The sequence below is a fragment of the Pseudomonas sp. YQ_5 genome, assembly GCF_043103305.1.
In the GTDB taxonomy this organism is placed as follows: Bacteria; Pseudomonadota; Gammaproteobacteria; order Pseudomonadales; family Pseudomonadaceae; genus Aquipseudomonas; species Aquipseudomonas putida_Y.
Map to the genome: position 1 here is coordinate 150206 of NZ_JBICJS010000055.1, position 20580 is coordinate 170785.

Annotated in this window: 18 protein-coding genes; 2 read left to right on the top strand and 16 right to left on the bottom strand. The window is 61.8% G+C overall.

What is annotated here, in order from left to right; genetic code table 11:
• Positions 1–370: 370 nt before the first annotated feature.
• From ACF8EA_RS13255 to pedF, 14 genes are all read right to left on the bottom strand, one after another.
• Entirely contained in the window at positions 371–2041 is a 1671-nt protein-coding gene (locus tag ACF8EA_RS13255; RefSeq protein ID WP_392522260.1) for a NahK/ErcS family hybrid sensor histidine kinase/response regulator, read from the bottom strand.
• Positions 2025–3188 carry an alcohol dehydrogenase-like regulatory protein ErcA gene (ercA, locus tag ACF8EA_RS13260; RefSeq protein ID WP_053870448.1) on the bottom strand — a complete coding sequence of 388 codons (1164 nt, stop codon included), beginning with the start codon at positions 3186–3188 and terminating at the stop codon, positions 2025–2027. The genes ACF8EA_RS13255 and ercA overlap by 17 nt, the downstream gene beginning before the upstream one ends.
• Positions 3189–3277: 89 nt before the next feature.
• Positions 3278–3550 (bottom strand): pyrroloquinoline quinone biosynthesis peptide chaperone PqqD, encoded by a 273-nt coding sequence (pqqD, locus tag ACF8EA_RS13265; protein ID WP_392522261.1) that lies wholly within the window; start codon positions 3548–3550, stop codon positions 3278–3280.
• Positions 3551–3601: 51 nt separating this feature from the next.
• Positions 3602–3673, bottom strand: a complete 72-nt coding sequence (pqqA, locus tag ACF8EA_RS13270) for a pyrroloquinoline quinone precursor peptide PqqA (protein ID WP_003243383.1) — start codon at positions 3671–3673, stop codon at positions 3602–3604.
• A 230-nt stretch (positions 3674–3903) separates the two neighbouring features.
• On the bottom strand, positions 3904–5424 hold the full coding sequence (locus ACF8EA_RS13275; RefSeq protein ID WP_392522262.1) for an aldehyde dehydrogenase family protein: 1521 nt from the start codon (positions 5422–5424) through the stop codon (positions 3904–3906).
• A 163-nt stretch (positions 5425–5587) separates the two neighbouring features.
• The gene (gene pedH, locus ACF8EA_RS13280; RefSeq protein ID WP_021784002.1) at positions 5588–7375 is read right to left on the bottom strand and encodes a PQQ-dependent alcohol dehydrogenase PedH; all 1788 of its coding nucleotides are present in this window, start codon (positions 7373–7375) and stop codon (positions 5588–5590) included.
• A 163-nt stretch (positions 7376–7538) separates the two neighbouring features.
• A complete protein-coding gene (locus ACF8EA_RS13285; protein ID WP_209966616.1) occupies positions 7539–8756 on the bottom strand; it encodes an MFS transporter in 1218 nt (405 codons plus the stop codon).
• A 42-nt stretch (positions 8757–8798) separates the two neighbouring features.
• Positions 8799–9185 (bottom strand): ectoine synthase, encoded by a 387-nt coding sequence (locus ACF8EA_RS13290; protein ID WP_176684102.1) that lies wholly within the window; start codon positions 9183–9185, stop codon positions 8799–8801.
• A gap of 36 nt (positions 9186–9221) precedes the next feature.
• Positions 9222–9923, bottom strand: coding sequence for a hypothetical protein (locus ACF8EA_RS13295; RefSeq protein ID WP_392522264.1), 702 nt, complete (start codon positions 9921–9923; stop codon positions 9222–9224).
• Complete coding sequence (locus ACF8EA_RS13300; RefSeq protein ID WP_392522266.1) at positions 9841–11454, bottom strand: class I adenylate-forming enzyme family protein; 1614 nt, start codon at positions 11452–11454, stop codon at positions 9841–9843. Before ACF8EA_RS13300 ends, ACF8EA_RS13295 begins: the two co-directional genes overlap by 83 nt.
• 809 nt (positions 11455–12263) lie before the next feature.
• Positions 12264–13202, bottom strand: coding sequence for a quinoprotein relay system zinc metallohydrolase 1 (locus ACF8EA_RS13305; RefSeq protein WP_392522268.1), 939 nt, complete (start codon positions 13200–13202; stop codon positions 12264–12266).
• 40 nt (positions 13203–13242) lie between these two features.
• A complete protein-coding gene (locus tag ACF8EA_RS13310) occupies positions 13243–14004 on the bottom strand; it encodes a quinoprotein dehydrogenase-associated SoxYZ-like carrier (protein WP_392522269.1) in 762 nt (253 codons plus the stop codon).
• 8 nt (positions 14005–14012) lie between these two features.
• Positions 14013–14888: an ABC transporter substrate-binding protein gene (locus tag ACF8EA_RS13315; RefSeq protein ID WP_028697249.1), complete on the bottom strand. Its 876-nt coding sequence runs from the start codon at positions 14886–14888 to the stop codon at positions 14013–14015.
• Positions 14889–14893: 5 nt separating this feature from the next.
• A complete protein-coding gene (gene pedF, locus ACF8EA_RS13320) occupies positions 14894–15355 on the bottom strand; it encodes a cytochrome c-550 PedF (RefSeq protein WP_021784006.1) in 462 nt (153 codons plus the stop codon).
• A gap of 254 nt (positions 15356–15609) precedes the next feature.
• Between pedF and exaA the strand changes: the two genes are divergently transcribed.
• Entirely contained in the window at positions 15610–17505 is a 1896-nt protein-coding gene (exaA, locus tag ACF8EA_RS13325) for a quinoprotein ethanol dehydrogenase (protein ID WP_367250412.1), read from the top strand.
• Between the two features lie 66 nt (positions 17506–17571).
• Positions 17572–18231, top strand: coding sequence for a pentapeptide repeat-containing protein (locus ACF8EA_RS13330; RefSeq protein ID WP_392522271.1), 660 nt, complete (start codon positions 17572–17574; stop codon positions 18229–18231).
• Positions 18232–18526: 295 nt separating this feature from the next.
• On the opposite strand, the gene ACF8EA_RS13335 is transcribed toward ACF8EA_RS13330, so the two are convergent.
• Positions 18527–19165, bottom strand: coding sequence for a response regulator transcription factor (locus ACF8EA_RS13335; RefSeq protein WP_003254098.1), 639 nt, complete (start codon positions 19163–19165; stop codon positions 18527–18529).
• The gene (locus tag ACF8EA_RS13340; protein WP_103444559.1) at positions 19165–20439 is read right to left on the bottom strand and encodes a histidine kinase; all 1275 of its coding nucleotides are present in this window, start codon (positions 20437–20439) and stop codon (positions 19165–19167) included. Before ACF8EA_RS13340 ends, ACF8EA_RS13335 begins: the two co-directional genes overlap by 1 nt.
• Positions 20440–20580: the final 141 nt, after the last annotated feature.

Here is a 20580-nt window from a genome sequence, read left to right on the forward strand (position 1 = left end):
GTTTCTCAATTGCACACAGTGGCTCAACCGTTGAGCCTCGGTTGGGCATGGCGTTACTCCATCGTCAGTGGTAAAAATGCCCCGTGTGTATCCCTGCGATTCAGATCAAGTTGAACGTCCATTACGTTCTGGGGAGAGGTGCGAAGTGCGCTGCTTGAAGCACACACTTGCTGGCAAATATGAGCGACCCACTGGCAAATCGTTCATTTCCTGAGCAAAAGCACCGACCAGCGGTATTTAAAGCCGTATTAGTTAGTTTACTAACTGCTTGCAAGCTGACCGAATAGTAAGTTTTAAAGGCCCGTGGATCCAAACTTCGCGACAGGCCATTTAAGTGCTCTATTTCGCCGAGTGGTGAACGACTACCCGGTCAATGCATCAAGAGCAACTGGCTCAACACCGCCCGCAATTTCCCGGGTTTCACAGGTTTGTTCAGTAGCGGCGCCCCTAGCTTCTGCAAGCCACGCCGGCACTGATCGCTGCGGTCTGCAGTAATGACCACTGCCGGTATGGCAGTCGCAAAATGCTCACGCAGGTTCCTCACCACCTCGCAACCCACCACGCCATGGTCCAGGTGGTAGTCGGCCAGGATCAGTTCCGGGGCTCGCCCCTGCAACGCCAGCAAGGCGCCCTCCTGGTCGGTAGCTGTAACCACTTCGCACCCCCACTGCCCCAACAGCGCGCCCATGCTCTCGAGTATGCTCACTTCGTTGTCCAGTACCAGCAGGCGGCGGCCCGGCAGCGGATTACCGGCGCTGGGCAGCGGCACAGCTTGATGAACAGCCAGCGGCACTTCTTTGCCAAGAGGTACCTCGATGCTGAACACCGAGCCACGCCCCGGCCACGAGCGCACTTCGATCCGGTAACCGAGAATCTTGGCGATCCGTTCAACGATGGCCAGCCCCAGGCCAACACCCTTGCGATCGGCAGCACGGCCAACGTCCAGCTGGTTGAACTCGAGAAAAATGGCCTGCAGCCGATCCTGCGCGATGCCTCGCCCGGTATCCCACACCTCCAGCCGCAACTGGCCGCCGCGGCGCCTCGCCCCGAGCAGGATCCGCCCCTCGTCGGTGTACCGGCAAGCGTTGCTGAGGAAGTTGCGCAGAATGCGCGTCAGCAGCCGCAAGTCAGTGCTGATGGCGTAATCGGCTATGCGTGCATGCAGCTTCAGGCCTGCAGCATCGGCCACCGAGCTGAACTCCGAGACCAGCGGCGCGAACACCTCGTCCAGGCGGTACACAGCCACGTCCGGCCTGACGGCAGCCTGGTCGAGCCGGGAAATGTCCAGCAGGTCGGTCAGCAGGTCTTCCGCGCCCTCCAGGGCCTGGTGGGTACGCTCCACCAGCACATGCTCGGCCTCTGGTAATGGCCGCTCGCGCAAGGTCGAGATCAGCAAGCGCGCGGCGTTCAACGGCTGCAGCAGGTCATGGCTGGCGGCAGCGAGGTATTTGTCCTTGCTGCGGTTGGCGGCTTCGGCGGCATCACGCGCCTCAAGCAATTCATCGGTACGCGCAGCGACCCGTTGCTCCAGTTCGTCATTGAGCTGTTGCAGGCGTTGCTGGGCCAGCTTGCGTTCGGTGATGTCGGCAACGAACCCCTCCACCAGCCCTTCATGGCCGGGTTTTAGCAGCAGGTTCATCAGCACATCGAGATGGCTGCCGTCCTTGCGCCGCAAACGGGTTTCGTAGCCGTGCAGGCTGTGCTCACGGGCGAGCACCGCCGTGATCGCCTGCAACTCCTCGGCACCGCCATCAAACAGGTTGGCGGCCAGGTCAGTCAGGGAAAAAAGCACCGCTTGCGGGTCGTCGTAGCCAAGCATGCGGGCCAGCGCCGGGTTGGCGGCACGCATGCCGTCCTGAAGGCTGGCCTGGAAAATCCCGTGCACGGCGTTTTCGAACAGCCATTTGTAACGGTTGCGTTCGGCCTCCAGCTCGTCCAGGCGAGCGGACAGCTCCGGGTAATGGCTTTTGCGCGCTGAGTGGTCACCCAGCCCCAGCAGCCCGGCCAGCGCCCGCTGCTGCTCGTCAGAGGGCCTCGCCATAGACCACCTCGACATCACGCTGGCTCGACGCACGGGGGTTGGTGAGGATGCACGGATCGTCCATCGCGTGTTGCGACAGGAACGGGATATCGGACGTGCGCACCCCATGCAGGCCCAGGGTTTCATGGAAGCCAATGGCATGCTTCAGGGCAGTCAAGTGCTCCACCAGGCGCCCACAGATCTGCCGGTGATTGAGACCGCGGCAGTCGATCCCGAACACCTCGGCGATCACCTTGAAACGCTCCGGCGCCGAGCTGTAGTTGAACGCCACCACGTGCTCCACCAGCACCGCGTTGCACAAGCCATGGGGCAAGTCGAGGAAACCGCCCAGGCTGTGCGACATGGCGTGCACTGCGCCCAGGATCGCATTGGAGAACGCCAGCCCCGCCTGCATGCTGCCGAGCATGATCTTCTCGCGCAGCGCAATATCGGTGGGGTTGGCGATCATCTCCACCAGGTTGCCATTGATCAGGCGCATGGCTTCCAGCGCATGGGGGTCGGTCAACGGCCCGTGGCCGGTAGACACGAAGGCCTCGATGGCATGCACCAACGCATCGATGCCGGTGCAGGCCGACAGGAACGGGTCCATGCTCAGGGTGGTCTGCGGGTCGATCAGCGACACGTCCGGCACCACCGCCTTGCTGACGATGGAGAACTTCATGCGTTCCTGCTGGTTGGATATGATCACGAACTGCGACACGTCCGCCGAGGTGCCGGCGGTGGTCGGGATCAGGATCAGCGGCGGGCTGGGCACGCGGATCATGTCCACGCCTTCGAATTCGAGGATGCTGCGTCCGTGGGCCACCACGATACCGATGGCCTTGCCGCAATCCATCGGGCTGCCGCCGCCAACGGCGACGATCACGTCACAGTGGTTCTGCCGATAGATTTCGGCGCCGAGCATCACCTCTTCGACCCGCGGGTTGGGTGACACGGCGGTGTACAGGCAATAGTCGATGCCCTGGGCCTGCAGGCTGGCCTCCACATCCGCCACCCAGCCGGCGGCGATCACGCCAGGGTCGCTGACCACCAGTACCTTGCGCGCACCGAAGGTTTTGGCGTAATTGGCCACATTGTGCCGGCAGCCGGCACCAAAGATAATTTCAGGCGATACGAACTTGCGAAGGGGGCTGAAACTCTGGCTCATCGGTAAGCCTGTTCTTATTGTTCTGGAAGATAAACGCCAGCGTAAAGCATCCCACCACGAAAGCAACCAGACCAAAGCGGGGCTACCGGTCATTCTATCCAGGATTTGGCGCGGGCCACCTCCAAAAATGCCAGCACGTCCTCTTCGAGCCCCGGTACATCGGGGAAACGTTGTGCCAGGCGGTCGATGACCGTTGCCACGGTACTGTGGCCGTCCAGCAGCTCCAGGACCCAGCCGGCACTGGCATTGAGCTCGATGATGCCCCCGGCGTACAACAGCACGTGGCAACCCTTCTGTGGCGCCCAGTCCAGGCGCAAGCCTCGCCCCAAGGCAAGGGCTTGCTGGCGATCTATCAGGTTCAAAGGCGCATACTCCAGGAGGATCCGGCCACCGTGGCGATGGCCGGGCCGTCATCAACGGTTGGCGAAATACATCGTCACTTCGAAGCCAATGCGCAGGTCGGTATAGGCGGGTTTAGTCCACATAGGGCAAGTCCTCTTCTTGTGCCGGAGGATTCCGGTAGAAGCATTAATGCACGGGGGTGGACCGGACCGAATGCTACTTTGGAACGAGCTGGCGGGGTGCGTTGGTACGGGTAGGCCATGCATGCGCCGGCCCTTTTGCGGGCTCGCCCGCACCCACAGGTTCTTCACCGGTTCTGGAACCAGCGGTGAACCTGTGGGAGCGGGCGAGCCCGCGAAGGCCGCGACGCGGTCTAGAAGAAGCCCAGCGGATTGATGTCGTAGCTCACCAGCAGGTTCTTGGTCTGCTGATAGTGGTCGAGCATCATCTTGTGGGTTTCGCGGCCAACACCGGACTTCTTGTACCCCCCGAACGCCGCATGCGCCGGGTACAGGTGGTAGCAGTTGGTCCACACTCGCCCGGCCTTGATCCCGCGTCCCATGCGATAGGCGCGGTTGATGTCGCGGGTCCACAGGCCGGCGCCCAGGCCGAATTCACTGTCGTTGGCGATAGCCAGCGCTTCGGCTTCGTCCTTGAAGGTGGTCACGCCCACCACCGGCCCGAAGATTTCTTCCTGGAACACGCGCATCTTGTTATTGCCCTTGAGCAGGGTTGGCTGAATGTAGTAACCGCTGGCCAGGTCACCTTGTAGCCGCTCGGCACCACCGCCGGTGAGCAACTGCGCGCCCTCCTCCCGGGCAATCTCCAGGTACGAAAGGATCTTGTCGTACTGTTGCTCGGACGCCTGGGCACCCACCATGGTTTCGGTATCCAGCGGGTTGCCGCGGGTGATCTTGGCGATCTTCTTCATCACCTCGGCCATGAACGGTTCGTAGATCGACTCCTGGATCAGCGCCCGTGACGGGCAGGTACACACCTCGCCCTGGTTGAAGAACGCCAGCACCAAGCCTTCGGCAGCCTTCTCGATGAACGCCGGCTCGGCCTGCATGATGTCTTCGAAGAAGATGTTCGGCGACTTGCCACCCAGTTCGACGGTGGACGGGATGATGTTCTCGGCCGCGCACTTCATGATGTGAGAGCCCACCGGGGTGGACCCGGTGAAAGCGATCTTGGCGATGCGCTTGCTGGTGGCCAGCGCCTCGCCGGCCTCACGGCCAAAGCCCTGGACGATGTTCAGTACACCTGCAGGCAACAGGTCGGCGATCAGCTCGGCAAAGACGGTAATCGACAGGGGCGTCTGCTCCGCGGGCTTGAGCACCAAGCAGTTGCCAGCGGCCAAGGCCGGGGCGAGCTTCCAGGCGGCCATCAGCAGCGGGAAGTTCCACGGGATGATCTGCCCCACCACACCCAGCGGCTCGTGGATGTGATAAGCCACGGTGCCTTCGTTGATCTCACCTACGCCACCTTCCTGGGCACGGATGCAACCGGCGAAATAGCGGAAGTGGTCGGCTGCCAGCGGCACGTCGGCATTCAAGGTTTCGCGTATGGCCTTGCCGTTGTCCCAGCTTTCGGTAACCGCCAGCACCTCCAGGTTCTGTTCGATGCGGTCGGCAATTTTCAGCAGTACCAGGGCGCGGTCTTGCACCGAGGTCTTGCCCCAGGCTTCGGCGGCGGCATGCGCGGCGTCCAGGGCGCGGTCGACGTCCTGGGCCGTGGAGCGCGGGAATTCGGCAATCGGCTGGCCATTGACCGGCGAGCTGTTGGTGAAGTACTGGCCAGCCAACGGCTGCACGAACTCGCCATTGATGAAGTTGCCATAACGGGGTTTGAAGGATACGACGGCGCCTGGAGTTCCGGGTTGTGCGTAGATCATGCTGAGCCTCTGCGGGTCGGTGCCTGTCCCACGACAGGCGATGCACCGATGGTAAGAAGCCCCGCGTGCCGGGCGAATGCATCGTTGGCAGCGGGGCTCTCGTCATTTGGTAGTAGGGCCGCTTGTCACCGGATCAGCGGCGGCAAGCGGCAGTAGGCAGGCGTTAGGGCTTGGTGCTCGCTGTTTGCTGCAACTGCTTGGGCAACTTGAAGGTCCAGAGCATGCCGCCCTGGTTGAAGTCCTTGACCCGTTTGGCCACTTCGCCACCCCACAGCGGCACCGCGCCGCCCCAGCCGGAGACCACCGAAACGTACTGCTCGCCGTCCATTTCCCAGGTGATGGGCGAGCCCAGCACGCCTGACCCGGTCTGGAATTCCCAGACCTTGTCGCCGGTCTTGGCATTGAATGCCTGCAGGAAGCCCTCTGGCGTGCCCGTGAACACCAGGTTGCCCTTGGTGGTCAGCACGCCGCCCCACAGCGGCGCGTAGTTCTTGTGGCGCCACACTTCCTTGCCGCTGATCGGGTCGATGGCGCGCAGCACGCCGATGTAGTCTTCGTTGAGCGGCTTGATGGTGAAGCCGGCACCGAGGAACGCCGCGCCCTTCTTGTAGGCGATGCCTTCGTTCCAGATGTCCATGCCCCACTCGTTGGACGGCACGTAGAACAGCCCTGTGTCCTTGTTGTAGGCCATCGGCATCCAGTTCTTGGCGCCGAGGAAGGCCGGGGCGACGAACACCGAGCTGCCCTTGGCCTCGCTGCCTGGTGCGCCCGGGCGGCTGGCGTCGTTGTAGATCGGCCGGCCGTCCTTGTCCAGGCCCGTGGCCCAGGTGATCTTGTCAACGAACGGGAAGCCGCGGATGAACTTGCCGTTGGTACGATCGAGCACGTAGAAGAAACCGTTGCGGTCCGCCGTGGCGGCAGCCTTGACCTCCTTGCCGCCGTCCTTGTAGTTGAACGAGATCAGCTCGTTGACGCCGTCGAAGTCCCAGCCGTCATGCGGCGTGCTCTGGAAGTGCCACTTGATGGTGCCGTCGTCCGGGTTCAGCGCCAGGCGTGAGGAAGAGTACAGGTTGTCACCGGGGCGCAGGTGCGAGTTCCACGGGGCCGGGTTGCCGGTACCGAACAGGATCAGGTTGGTTTCCGGGTCGTAGTAACCGCCCAGCCAAGGCGCAGCGCCGCCGGTCTTCCACAGGTCGCCAGGCCAGGTCTTGCCCGCCTCACCGCCGGAAATGCCGTTCTCGATCGCCTTGCCGTCCTTGTACACATAGCCCATGTGCCCTTCCACGGTGGGGCGCATCCACAGCAGCTCGCCGTTCTCCGGGTTGTACGCCTGGATCTTGCCCACCACGCCGAACTCGCCGCCGGCAACGCCTGTAATCAGCTTGCCATTGACGATCATCGGCGCGGCGCTGATGGAGTAGCCTTCTTTGTGGTCGGCGACCTTCTTGCTCCAGACCACCTTGCCGGTGTCCTTGTTCAGGGCCACCAGCTTGGCGTCCAGCGTGCCGAAGAACACCAGGTTGCCGTACAGCGCGACGCCGCGGTTGATCACGTCGCAGCAGGGGCGGATGTCATCCGGCAGACGTGCATCGTATTGCCACAGTTTCTTGCCGGTGCGGGCGTCCACGGCGAACACCCGCGAGTAGGAGCCGGTCAGGTACATCACCCCGTCCTTGATCAGCGGCTGGGCCTGTTGGCCGCGCTGCTTCTCGCCGCCAAAGGAGAACGCCCAGACCGGGCGCAGTTCCTTGACGTTATTGACATTGAGCATATCCAGCGGGCTGTAGCGCTGGCCCTGCACGCCCAGGCCATTGGTCACGATCTGCTGGGGGTTCTTCGGGTCCTGGAGGATGTCTTCATTGCTGACAGCGGCGTGAGCCGCGCCGGCAAGCAGCATGGCGCTGAGCACCAGGCTCACGGCGAACAAGGGGCGACGTGGGGATCGGGTCATGACGGCTACCTTTGGTTTTTTTGTTGTGCCCGGGAAAATTTCCCGGTGTGTCGGGAATTCTTGGTCCCGACCCGATTGCCAACAATTGCCCGCAGTGCGGAGTTTTCTAGTTCCTTGGTAGGGGTTGGGTTTGCCCGTCCTGTTCAACCAGAAACTGCTTGAGTCAATCTGCCCTGCCTTGGATAACTGCTCCCCCAGGCAAACGCCGTACGCCGCCAAACCACCACACAACTCCCGCTCCAATCACGGTAGTCAGCACTGCAAGCAGCAAGATAACCCCTTGCGCCCCCACCGGCGCCGCCAGTATTCCCACCAGCAAGCCCGCCAACGGTTGCGACAAGTTGTTGAGCAATGTGACCACTCCCACCGTCTTGCCAAAGTCCTGGGTCGGAATTACCCGCTGCCGAACATTGCGCATATAGACATTGAACATCTTGTCGAAACCGACAATCAGCAAAAACCCCAGCACATACCCTGCAAAGTTCGGACTCAAGGCACTGATGAAAGCGCCGGCGGCAATCATCAAGTAGCCCACGCCACCCATTACCCGTAACGGCAGCACCACCCGGGCGAGAAAGAACAGGATCACGATAGTAGTTACTGCGGCAGCCGCCTGCAGCCATGCGTAGGTGTCCTTGCCAGCGCCATGCTCGCCGAGCACCATGGCCGCCGACGTTGCTAAGGTGACCCCGACGATCAGGTTGACGCCGACGGCCAAGGTGATGATCTTCTTCAGTTCGGCCTGTTCGCCAATATGCCTGAAGGCGATACGCACGGGTTGGAACCAGATATCACGATGCTGCTCGTACACCGGCAGGGTGACCTGGCTGGCGCGCTGCCATGCCCGCATGCTCAGGTCGGCCAGCAGGAACAGTCCAGCAGTCCATAGCACTACCCAGTGCCATGCCATAAACTCCAGCAGCGCAGCTGCCACCAGTGGCCCGAGTACCAGGCCCGTCTGGTCAGCGATCTGAGAATAGGCGAGGGTCTTGGTGTAGTTGTAGTGCTGGAAGATATGCGGCATCACCACCTCGCGGGCCATGATGCCCTGAGTGGTCAGCCCCCCACACAGCGCCGACAGTACCACCAGCCAGGCAAAACCGCCGAACAAGGCATGAAGTCCCATCGCCAACAAGCACAGCAATGCCCGGTAAACTTGGCTAATGTGCAGGATCTTGATGGGTGAGAACTTGTCGCACAGTGCGCCGCATACCGGGAAGGCGAGAAAACGCGGCAGCGACTCGACAAAGAACGCCAGCCCTGCCCAAGCGACGCTGTTGGTGGCCTGGAACACTATCAGCGGCACGATGAACAACAGGATCTGGTCTGCCAGGCGCGAAAGAAACAGCGAAATGAAAAAGGCTAGGTAATCCTTGCGCATGCTGAACTCCTGTAAGAAGCAAGAAAGAGACCTTGCCAAACCTCAATAGGCCGAGCCCAAACGGTCATTGAGGTTGTGTTTCTCGTCACCACGCAACGGTGGGTTGAACACACTGACCAGGATCAAGTCCTGCTCCTTGCCGCCGCGTAGGTAGTGCCGATCATGCTGGTCGAGTACATACACATCACCGGGACGTATCGGGTAGACATTCCCCTGCATGTCCTCGACCTCGCCTTCCCCGGCTATGCAGTAGCACGCCTCCAAATGGTTCCGATAGTGCAACAGCGATTCAGTGCCGGCACGAACCACCGTGTGGCAGAGGGTAAATCCCATGGCATCACGTTCGGTGAGTAGACGATGGCTAGTGCCGGCGCCCCACTCCACGTAGTAGGCGGTTTTCTCCACGTCGGACCTGCTGCGGATGAACATGTGAACCTCTCTGGGTATAAGGAGTTGAATGAAGAGTCATGCTTGGTCGTGACTACCATTGCGCAAGGTCGCTTCGCCGCAAGCCAGCATCGCGTCGCTCCAGGCCAGATCGCGATGCGCGGCGATGGCCTGGATGTCACACCAATGGCGCTGGAGTGGATGCCCTGCCGCCAACGAAGAGGCACCGAGCCGTCCTACCAGACGTTGCACCGCTTGCACGCACTGCCTCGCCAAATAGGCACGGTCGCGGCGTAACCGCAGCAGTTGACAGGTACTCAGGGCTTGATCGTGAATGCCTGCTTCATGCAACCGCGATATCAACGAGTCATAGAGAAGGCCAGCGCTGTGCAACTGTGCGGCCGAGTGAGCGACCTGCTCGGCAATCCTTGGGTCGCTGGCCAGCGAGTCAGTGAGCGCCGACACGAACGCATCATGGGCCCCCTCCGCGCAGCCAAACAACGGACCGATGATCGAAGTAGCCAGAAAGGGCGCCAATGGCAAACGGTCGATGTAATCGATCTCCGGTTTGGATGGGCGTTGGGCGAAGATTTCATGCAAGGCGAAAACCCGCTCGTGTGGCACCAGCAACTGGTGGGCCTGAACGTCGTGAGAGCCAGTTGCGGCCATGCCGCAACTGTCCCAGCTGTCGATTCGCTCAATATCCTGCGCGGCGACCAGTACGAGAAAACGTGGAGTGTGCCAGGCAGCCGGGTGGTTCTGACAAGGTGCATTGAGCATCAACCACGTCGCGTCTTCGATCCCTGAGCTGAACCGCCAGCGCCCGTTCACCCTTATAAGCCGGCACCATGTGCCAGTCCAATTGGGCTATGCAGTGATCACGCAGGGATTGCTCGATGGTCTGTATATGGTCAGTTTCGAGCACAACATAGGCCTTCGGTACGTGCCCGGCCGATTCGTCTGCGACCGGCACCACTAATACCTCGGCAACCGCCGGGTGTGACGCCAAACATTGTTCAATTTCCCGCGGGTTGACCTTCCAGATATTGCGGGCAAACACGTCATCCTTGCGTGCCACGAAGTAGAGGTAGCCTTGGGCGTCTCGCTTGAACAGGTCACCTGTGCGAAACAGGCGCGGGTGGCCGAATGCATTGTGTAGGAAGGCCATGGCATTGGCCTCGGGCATGTTCCAATACTCGAGCATTAGGTAGTCGCTGGTTACCAGCAGTTCGCCGACCTCCCCAGGCTGGTCAATGGCCCGCCCTCGCTCGTCCACCAAGTACAAGCAGACGCCGGGCAGAGGTTTGCCCACCGAGGCTGGGCGCTGATCGAGCTCCTCGGGAGGCAGGTAACTGACACGTTTGCATTCCGTGAGCCCGTAGTTGGAAAAGATCCGTACCCGAGGCAAAGCTTGCCGAATCTTCTGGATATGACGGGTGTAGAGAGCCTGGCCACTGCTGGATATATAACGCAGGCTGGGCACCCGAGCGTCCCAATGCGGGCCGGTATTGGCCAACAGGAAAAATAATGGAGGAAACACATGCACGGCGGTTACCTCCTCCCGTTCAACCACTGCGAGTATGTCCTCGGCAGTAGTGGCCGGCTGGCTTTCAATCACGCTGGTGGCGCCGACTACCAGCGGCATCATCACGTTGTAGACACCATAATCGGAGGCCAGAGTCGAATAACTGAGGACGCGATCATCTGGGGTATTCTGCTGGTAGGCGGTGACTTGGCGTGAGGCAGCCAACATGATTCGGTGGTTGACCAGCACGCCCTTCGGATTGAAGGACGATCCGGATGTATAGAATATCGACGTAGACCTTTCGGGGTCTTCAATCAATGGCGGATGCCTCGTAGCAGCCTTTTGCGAAGGTCTGGAGAGGGCATCGGACATTTGAATGACCTGAGGCGGGAGCACAGCGCTCGGGGTCGTGAGCAGCACCCATTCAAGCCCAACGGCCTTGATAAGGCCCGGAAGGTCGTCGGTGCAGTCAGTGATCAGCAACCGAGCGCCTGAATGCTTGAGTTGATGAATCAGCCTGGCACGGCTCAGGGTATGATGGATAGCAGCAGTAACTGCTCCGGCTTGCAGAATGCCCAGATAAGCAGCTACCAGTTGTACGGAAATTGCCGAGTACAGACCCACACGATCGCCTGGAGCAATTCCCAGGGTTGGCAGGATAGATGCGATATCATCCGCTTGTTGTTGCAACACTCGATAGGAAGTTGCTACACCGTCTAGAACGATTGCTGACTTGCTTGGGTATGCATTGGCATTGTCCGCAATGACTTTATGAAACAAAGGCATGGCTCGATATCCTCTCAATCCCTTGCTCGGGTGCTAACGGCGCTTTCTTGCGCTCACAAAAATATAAGTACCTTACAGCTGCAGGCAGAAACTCGAAGGTCGTCGATTTCAGTAAGTTGGCCGTGCGGGTCATCTAAAAATCAATAGCAACTGACATACTCTGTCTTACCGATTTGGGAAAGCGGCACCACTCACTCTGATGATTTCCTTCAAAAGGTGTGCATAGCCTGCAAACAGGTTCAGAATATTTATGCACTCAAGACTTCAGACAGACAGAGAGGAACAGAGACAACCATTACAAATAGTTACAGAGGTATGACAACGGAAAAACATAAAAACACCACTTATATTTGCTTGACACCCACACCACCAACAAAAACCAAACATATCGACAAGCAAAATCCTCCACCACAAAAGTTATCACGTCAAGGCGATTCTAAATAAAGTCAGGTCATTTTTGTCACTATTCAGTGACATTGTTCGCGCACCAGAAATTTGAAATATTTTGTTATCAGAAGTATCTGACAGATATTTGGAAGTTCCAAGAAAGTTACCCCTCCCGTTTGCAACGAGCAGCGTTTAAACGTGGCATGAACGCCCGCCCGAACGACACCTTTACCAGGCCACTGGGAGTCGCGAACTTCTCCGCACCTCTCCAACCTGTAGTGGACAATATGCTACTCGACAGTGTTCCGTGAGCAGCATTCCACCGACCCGACTCGGCTCTCAAGCCACGTGGATCATGGCTGCTGCACGACAGCGCGCCGCCTCGGTGACGGGCGTACTCCATAGAGCAGCGCGTTCCGCCATCAGATTGGGGGCCTGGTATCGATGCGCCGGAGTTGCTGACGCTCATACCGGGGGTACAGGTGGCTGACACTGCGGATCAGCTCATAACGCGTCAGGCTGATCCCGGCAAACCGTTCAGGAATGGGGCTGCGGATCATCTCGGCCATGTCGTCACCGCGCGCCGCGCCATCACGCATCAGGCCATCGAGCCAGCCCAGGTAGTCACGCATCTGCACGAACGGCTGCGCATCACTGGCCACCGGGCCATGCCCGGGTACCAGCTGCTTCCAGGGCAGTGCCTGCAGGGTATCCAGGTCCTTGAGCCACACGTCCAGCCCTGGGCTGTTAGGCGTGGTCAGGGCCCGTTGGTAGAACACCAGGTCACCGGCGAACAGTACGCCGGTCTTTTCATCGAAAATCGCCAGGTCGGCCCCCGTGTGCCCGCCCAGCCCCAGCAACCTCAGGCGGTGCCCACCCACCTCATGCACACCCGGCTGCAACACCTGGGTCGGCAGTACCACTTCGGTACCGCGCATCCAGTCGCCAACCAGGCGATACATGTTCTCGGCCATGGCATCGCCCTGCTGGCGCAGCAGGTCGCGGGTGCCGGCCAGGGCACCGATCGGCACATCGGCAAAGGCCTGGTTGCCCAGTACATGGTCAGGATGATGATGGGTCAACAGCACTTCCACTACCGGCTTGTCGGTGAGGGTGGCAATTGCCTTGCGCAACGCCTCGCCATAGCCCTTCGACGGCCCGCTGTCGATCACCACCACACCGCTGTCGGTGACGATGAACGCGGTGTTGACCACATTGCCGCCATTGGCCTTGGCGAAATTGTCGGTGCTGCCTTCCAGCAACCAGGTGCCCTCAGCGATCTGCCGGGGTGTGAGCCGGTACGCCAGATCAGCCTGGGCTGGCAGCCCCAGGCACAGCAGCAACAGCAGGATCCAACGCATGACAGTGCCTCGGGTCAGGGGGGGGAATCAGACAACGCGCTCAGGGCAGCGCCGCCTCGAACTGGTTGCCGCTGTTGTCCCGCAACAGCAGCCGTGTTGGCCCGGGGCCCTGAATGTCAAAGCCCAGGTTGGGGTTTTCGCTGACCGCCGGGTACAGCTCCAGGCTGGCCAGACGCTGGCCATCTGCACTTTGCAACTCGGCATGGTTGAGAAAGAATTCAGGAATGCCGCTGACCAGGCCGTTATCCATCGGGTGGGCCACCTGCAGGCGCAGGCGGCTGCTGTCACCACGCGGGTAGCGCCCGCCCAGCACCTCACCGAGGTGCTCCTCCCAGCCGGGCTGGGTGCGCACCACGCTGGGTGCGGTACAACCGCCGCCGGCAGCATCGATCAGGGTCGAACCGACGTGCCACAGGCCATCGCGTGTCAGTACGGCAGCGCGCAGTGGTGTAGCCTGTTCGATGCGGATGCGGATCGACAACCAGGGCAACACGCGCTCGCCGGGCTGAAAGTCGACGATGCGCGGCAATGGGTTCAGCTCTGCCCAGGCGATTATCCGCACCACCTCGCCTGTGAACGCCCGGGCGTCGATCTCCAGCGGCACCTGCCGTGCATCCTCGGCAAAGGGTGGCGCCAGAAGCTTCACACGGTCATCGAACACGAACGCGGCCTGGGCCAGCAACTGCTTGTGGTAGAAGTCCCACATCACGGAAGGCACCGGGTCTGTGGGGGTGCCTTGCATCGCTGCCTGGGCGGCCCAGGGCATCCAGCAGGCCAGCAGGAAAGTTGCTCGCCAGTTCATGGCCACTCCTATTGATACATCTCCGGGACCTCGTAACGCAGGCCATATGCGGCATACATCGCCTTGAGCCGGCCATCGCGAATCATCTCCTCCATGGCCTCCTCCACCGCGTAGGCCAGCTGCCGGTTGCTTTCATGCACGGCCATGCCGATTTCCCAAGCCTGTTTACCGAGGTTCGGGTAGGCGTTTTCTGCCAAGGCCAGTTGCGGGTCGGCGGCCTGGTGCAGCTGCCAGTCAACCTCGCCGCGCATCGCCATCACAGCGTCTACCTGGCCGGCCTGCATCGCAGCAAATGCCTGCTGCACGCTGGGGTAATGGTGGGTCCTGGCGCTAAGCATGCCGTTGAACACCGACGTCAGGTAAAACGACGGCACGCTGTCCACCTCGACCCCGACAGGATGCTGCTGGAATACCGCGACACTGGCCACCGACGGCAGGCGACGGCGATCGTAGGCCACCTGCCAACGCTCCTCCTGATAGGGGCCGAACATCACCACCTGGGCGTTTTCCAGCTCCCCCAGCTCGTTGCGCCGCTGCGCGTAGGCGCGATCGTAAGGCACCCGCATCATCAGGTCGGCCAATTGCTGATGACGCAGCGGGCTGCCACGCCAGATGTAGTCGCGCAGGTCATCGTCGAGCTTTTCGCCGGGTGGCGCCCAGATCAGTTGCAGACGTACCCCCAAGGCCGTGGCCAGGGCCTGCGCCAGTTCCACATCGACACCACGCGGCTGGCCGTGGTCCTGGAAACTGTAAGGGGCGAAATCCTTGTACACCGCCACCTTGAGCTCTCCGGCAGCGATGATCGCGTCGTAGTTGCGCACCTGCGCCTGGGCCGCCGCGCAACACAGCAGCAGGCCACTCAACAGCACCGCCCACAGACGCATGGCCGTCACTCCTCGACGTGCACGCTGTCGAGGTAGGTGCGCACCGCCCACAGGGCTTCCTGACTGAGGTAATCGGCCATCTTCGGCATGTACACGCGGCCGTCGCGAACCGCGCCGTGGCGCACCCGCTCGACGAACCATTCATCGCCAGCATCACCTGCATCGAGCATGCGCAAGTCAGGGGCGATACCACCAGACTTGGCCTCCAGGCCATGACAGGCGGCGCAGTTCTGGTTGTAGGCCGAGGCGCCGATTTCCACGGCCTTGTCGTGCTCGGGTGAGCTGCGGTACGGGTTGACAGCCGCCCAGCCGTCGTCGTCCAGGCTCACGCCAGCGTCCTTGATCGGGGTCAGGCCCTTGGTCTCCACTGCCTGGGGCACCACGTTGCCATGGGCCCAGGCTGTACCGGTCAGCACAGATGCGGCCAGCAACCCAGCAGCAAGCAACACATTGCATTTTGTTGTCATTGTTATGCCCTCACCATTGCACACAAGGCCTCAACCACAGAGGCCGTGCCGCCATCTTAGAAACACCCTGCGGGCGACCGAATGCTGCTTTGGTGGCCGGGCCGTCATCCCTTGGTAGTAGGGCTTGTGGCCAAGGGCCAATTGAGGTGCCGTGCGGGAACTTTTCCCGGCAAGGGCGGGACTTTTTCCGTATCCCGCGATAGCCGCTGCGCCCCACCCTGTGCAGGCCAAAACCTCCACTGGGAACTGCAACCATGACAATAAGATCGCTACCCGCCCTTTCCCCGCTGGCCCTGAGCGTGCGCGTCCTGCTGATGGCCGGTAGCCTGGCCTTGGGCAATGTGGCAACAGCGGCCAGCACACCCGCTGCACCTGCCGGCAAGAACGTCACCTGGGAAGACATCGCCAATGACCACCTGACCACCCAGGACGTGCTGCAGTACGGCATGGGCACCAATGCCCAGCGCTGGAGCCCGTTGGCCCAGGTCAACGACCAGAACGTGTTCAAGCTGACCCCGGCCTGGTCCTACTCCTTCGGCGACGAGAAGCAGCGCGGCCAGGAATCCCAGGCCATCGTCAGCGATGGCGTGGTCTACGTCACCGGCTCGTACTCGCGGGTATTCGCCCTTGATGCCAAGACCGGCAAACGCCTGTGGACCTACAGCCACCGCCTGCCCGACAACATTCGTCCCTGCTGCGACGTGGTCAACCGCGGAGCGGCGATCTACGGCGACAAGATCTACTTCGGCACCCTCGACGCGCGGGTCATCGCCCTCGACAAGCGCACCGGCAAGGTGGTGTGGAACAAGAAGTTCGGCGACCACAGCGCCGGCTACACCATGACCGGTGCGCCAGTGCTGATCAAGGACAAGACCAGCGGCAAGGTGCTGCTGATCCATGGCAGCTCCGGCGATGAATTCGGCGTGGTCGGCCAGCTGTTCGCGCGCGACCCGGACACCGGCGAAGAAGTGTGGATGCGGCCCTTCGTCGAAGGCCACATGGGCCGCCTAAACGGCAAGGACAGCACCCCGACCGGTGACGTCAAGGCGCCGTCCTGGCCAGACGACCCTACCACCGAAACCGGCAAGGTCGAAGCCTGGAGCCACGGCGGCGGTGCTCCTTGGCAAAGCGCCAGTTTCGACCCCGAAACGAACACCATCATTGTCGGCGCCGGCAACCCCGGCCCGTGGAATACCTGGGCGCGCACGTCGAAGGACGGCAACCCGCACGACTTCGACAGCCTGTACACCTCCGGCCAGGTCGGCGTCGACCCGAGTACCGGCGAAGTCAAGTGGTTCTATCAGCACACCCCCAACGATGCCTGGGACTTCTCCGGCAACAACGAACTGGTGCTGTTCGACTACAAAGGCAAGGACGGCAAGGTGGTCAAGGCCACCGGCCACGCTGACCGCAACGGCTTCTTCTATGTGGTTGACCGCAACAACGGCAAGCTGCAGAACGCCTTCCCCTTCGTCGACAACATCACCTGGGCCAGCCATATCGACCTGAAGACCGGCCGCCCGGTGGAAAACCCCGGCCAACGCCCGGCCAAGCCGCTGCCGGGTGAAACCAAGGGCAAGCCGGTGGAAGTCTCGCCACCGTTCCTGGGCGGCAAGAACTGGAACCCCATGGCCTACAGCCAGGACACCGGGCTGTTCTACATCCCCGGCAACCAGTGGAAAGAGGAATACTGGACCGAGGAAGTGAACTACAAGAAGGGCTCGGCTTACCTGGGCATGGGCTTCCGCATCAAGCGCATGTACGACGACCACGTCGGCACGTTGCGCGCCATGGACCCGACCACCGGCAAGCTGGTGTGGGAACACAAGGAACACCTGCCGCTATGGGCCGGTGTGCTGGCGACCAAGGGCAACCTGGTGTTCACCGGCACGGGCGACGGCTTCTTCAAGGCCTTCGACGCCAAGACGGGCAAAGAGCTGTGGAAGTTCCAGACCGGCAGCGGCATTGTCTCGCCGCCCATCACCTGGGAACAGGACGGCGAGCAGTACATCGGCGTGACCGTGGGCTACGGCGGTGCGGTACCGCTGTGGGGCGGCGACATGGCCGAGCTGACCAAACCGGTGGCTCAGGGTGGTTCGTTCTGGGTGTTCAAGATCCCGAGCTGGGACAACAAGACTGCACAGCGTTGACCTGCAGCGGGGAGCGGCTTGCGCCCCTCCCCGCTTCTGCCCTTCTCCTGACCGGAGGCTTTCGCCATGAATTACCTGCCCTTTACCTTGCTGCTGGTGCTATCCCCTGCCCTGGCAGTGAACGCCGACGACGCCGGCAACGATGCCCCCTTGACCATCAACGGCTGCGTGATTGCCGAAGCCAGCCAGTGCCCGGGGGCCAACCTGCGCGGCGCCAACCTGGCCAACCAGGACCTGCGCAAGATGAACCTGGCCGGTGCCGACCTGCGCGATGCCGACCTGCGCCATGCCCAGCTGGACCTGGCAAACCTGGAAAAAGCCCGCCTGCAAGGGGCCAACCTGACCCGCGCCAGCCTGCAACAGAGCAATCTGCGCCTGGCCGACCTGAGCAACAGCAGGCTGGTGGCCATTCAAGGCTGGGGCTTGTTCGCCCAGGGCGCACAGTTTGAAAAGGCCGACCTGCGTGCAGCCTACCTGCAGTTCGCCAGGCTGTCCGGGGCAAAGCTGCAGCGGGCCAACTTGCAGGCGGCGGACCTGGAGATGGCCTGGTTGAGCAAGGCTGACCTGCAAGAGGCCAACCTGGGCGATGCCAACCTGCAGGAGGCCAAGTTTGGCCAGAGCAACCTGGCACGCGCCGATTTGCGCGGGGCGCGGCAGCATTACGGGAATTTTCAGGAGGCCAACATGGAGGGGTGCAAGGGGTGCCCTGAAACCTGGGACAAATGAGCGAAGGGTTCGCCGTGGCAGGTTCGGCGCCTGTGAGATCGAGCGCCGCCCGCGCGGCGCATCGCGAGCTGTGCTCGCTCCTACATTTGTTTCGGGCCAGTTATTCCTGTGGGATTTGCGCGCGAGCGCCTGGGTGCATGGCTCGACATCGCGTCGGACGAACAAGGCGGTCGCGCGCGCTGGCACAGACGATAATGGCCCGAAACAAATGTAGGAGCGAGCACAGCTCGCGATGCGCCGCGCGGGCGGCGCTCGATCTCACAGGCGCCGAACCTTCAAAACCAGAACACTTACCTCACCCCGCCACCCGCACCACCCCCAGGTCAATCCCCAGATGCACCAGCTCGGCATGCGAACTGACCTGCAACTTGCTCTTGAGCAAGGTCAGGTGGTTGGACACGGTCTTGGCACTGATACACAACTGCTCGGCAATCACCCGCGCCGGGGTACCCTTGGCCAGCATCGTGAATATCTCCAGTTCGCGCTGGGTCATGCGCTGCAACCGCGGGTCACTGGTGCTTTGCTGTGACAGGCAAGCCAGCTGGGTGGCCAGGGGCTGCTCGATGTAGGCATGTCCGGCCAAAACCCGCTGCACCGCCTCGATCAGTACCTCGGGCGCAGAGTTCTTGGTCAGGTAGCCCGAAGCCCCCGCATCCAGCGCCTGGCGCACCAGCGGCAGCTCGTCGTGCATGCTGAAAAACAGCACCCGCAACTGCGGCAGGCGCTGGCGCAGGCGACGGGTGGTTTCCAGGCCACTGATACCGGGCAGGCCAAAGTCCATGATCACCAGATTGGGTACCTGCTCCTGGACCCTGGCCAGCGCCTCTTCACCACTGGCAGCTTCGCGCACCTGCACCAATGGCAGCACCGCCCGAAGCAGGCTGGCGTAGCCCTGGCGGACCACGGCGTGGTCATCGACCAACACGATATTCATCACACCTCCTCGGGAATGTTAAGGGCCAGCGCCCAGCCACCGCCCGGGCGGCTGAAAATGCGTAGCTCGCCCCCAAGGCTGCGGGCGCGCTCGGCCATCGAGTGCAGGCCTACCCCTGGGCGCTGGGGCTGGTGGGCGCCGCAGCCGTTGTCGCGAATGAACAGGCGCAAGCCCTTGGTACTGCGCTGCAGGCGTACCCGCACCTGGCTGGCACCGGCATGCCGGGCGACGTTGGTCAGGGCCTCCTGCAACAAGCGGTACAAATGCGTTCTGCTCGGCCCAGTCAGCGCCGGCAAGTGCTCGCCAACCCGCAGCCGGCATTCGATACCCTGGCTGGCCTGCCACTGGCCCACCAACAGCCCGAAGGCCTCGGCCAGCGGCATGTAGTGCAGCGCCACCGGATACAAGTTGTGCACCAGCGCGCGAAAACCTTGCTGCAGGCGCTCGCAGTTGAGTTCAAGGGCCTGCGCCGTCTGCGTCACCACTTCAGGCTGTTCGGCCACCATACGCAGCAGGCATAGCTGGGCACGCATGCCTGCCAGGTATTGCCCCAGATCATCGTGCAGGGTCTGCGCCAGCAGGGTACGCTCCTGCTCCTGCACTGCCAGCAGGGCCTGGGTCAGTTGGGCATTGTCGGCCTGGGCCTGCTCCAGGGTTGCGGCCATGCGGTTGAAGTGTTTGGCCAGTCGGCGCGCTTCCGGCAGGCCGGCTTCGCGCAGGCGTGCCGTCAATTGCCCGCCTGAGACCTGGTGCAAGGCGCCCAGCAGCTCATCCAGCAGGCCCATGGCCCGCCGTACCGCCCAACGGATGGTCAACAGGCTCAACAACAATGCCAGGCCACAAACGCCAAGCAGTTGTTGCAGGGAGTCCCAGACTTCATCGATTTCATCCCGCGCATCCACGGCAATCAACACGCGGCGGCCATCACTCAAGTCCAGCAGCCGGCTGCTGTGGTAGCGCTCGCCGAATAACTGGCGGCCCAGCCAGGCATCCATACCGGCCTCCTGCGGCAGCCTTGGCACCTCACCCGGTGCCAGCCAGTGCACCCGCACATGGCGCAGGCTCTTGGTCAGGCCGGGCTGCAGGTTTGCCGGGTCGCGTTCGGCGGTGTCGCCCAGGTACGCCACCACGGCTTCGGCTGACTGCAACTCACGCTCGACGTCGGCCACCGCCTGGTGCAACAGCACCCCGGCACAAGCCAGCGTGACCAAGGCGAAGCATAACGTGACCCAGAGGTTGACTCGCCACAGGGCCGACAAGTTGACAAGGCGCACAAGCGGTTCTCCTCAGGCCGTTGTGGACCATCGTAAAACTGCGGCCCCCGCACTGAATTACTACCTTGGTACCGGCCGAGCGCTACTTTCTGCATATTTCCCCCTCCCGGCGGGCTTCCTATGCTGGCGCCATCTGCCGTG

Coding starts and splice junctions, on each gene's coding strand:
- ACF8EA_RS13255 (WP_392522260.1), bottom strand. CDS start 2,041: ATGGCGAGGCCCTCTGACGAGCAGCAGCGGGCGCTGGCCGGGCTGCTG.
- ercA (WP_053870448.1), bottom strand. CDS start 3,188: ATGAGCCAGAGTTTCAGCCCCCTTCGCAAGTTCGTATCGCCTGAAATT.
- ACF8EA_RS13275 (WP_392522262.1), bottom strand. CDS start 5,424: ATGATCTACGCACAACCCGGAACTCCAGGCGCCGTCGTATCCTTCAAA.
- pedH (WP_021784002.1), bottom strand. CDS start 7,375: ATGACCCGATCCCCACGTCGCCCCTTGTTCGCCGTGAGCCTGGTGCTC.
- ACF8EA_RS13285 (WP_209966616.1), bottom strand. CDS start 8,756: ATGCGCAAGGATTACCTAGCCTTTTTCATTTCGCTGTTTCTTTCGCGC.
- ACF8EA_RS13290 (WP_176684102.1), bottom strand. CDS start 9,185: ATGTTCATCCGCAGCAGGTCCGACGTGGAGAAAACCGCCTACTACGTG.
- ACF8EA_RS13295 (WP_392522264.1), bottom strand. CDS start 9,923: ATGCTCAATGCACCTTGTCAGAACCACCCGGCTGCCTGGCACACTCCA.
- ACF8EA_RS13300 (WP_392522266.1), bottom strand. CDS start 11,454: ATGCCTTTGTTTCATAAAGTCATTGCGGACAATGCCAATGCATACCCA.
- ACF8EA_RS13305 (WP_392522268.1), bottom strand. CDS start 13,202: ATGCGTTGGATCCTGCTGTTGCTGCTGTGCCTGGGGCTGCCAGCCCAG.
- ACF8EA_RS13310 (WP_392522269.1), bottom strand. CDS start 14,004: ATGAACTGGCGAGCAACTTTCCTGCTGGCCTGCTGGATGCCCTGGGCC.
- ACF8EA_RS13315 (WP_028697249.1), bottom strand. CDS start 14,888: ATGCGTCTGTGGGCGGTGCTGTTGAGTGGCCTGCTGCTGTGTTGCGCG.
- pedF (WP_021784006.1), bottom strand. CDS start 15,355: ATGACAACAAAATGCAATGTGTTGCTTGCTGCTGGGTTGCTGGCCGCA.
- exaA (WP_367250412.1), top strand. CDS start 15,610: ATGACAATAAGATCGCTACCCGCCCTTTCCCCGCTGGCCCTGAGCGTG.
- ACF8EA_RS13330 (WP_392522271.1), top strand. CDS start 17,572: ATGAATTACCTGCCCTTTACCTTGCTGCTGGTGCTATCCCCTGCCCTG.
- ACF8EA_RS13335 (WP_003254098.1), bottom strand. CDS start 19,165: ATGAATATCGTGTTGGTCGATGACCACGCCGTGGTCCGCCAGGGCTAC.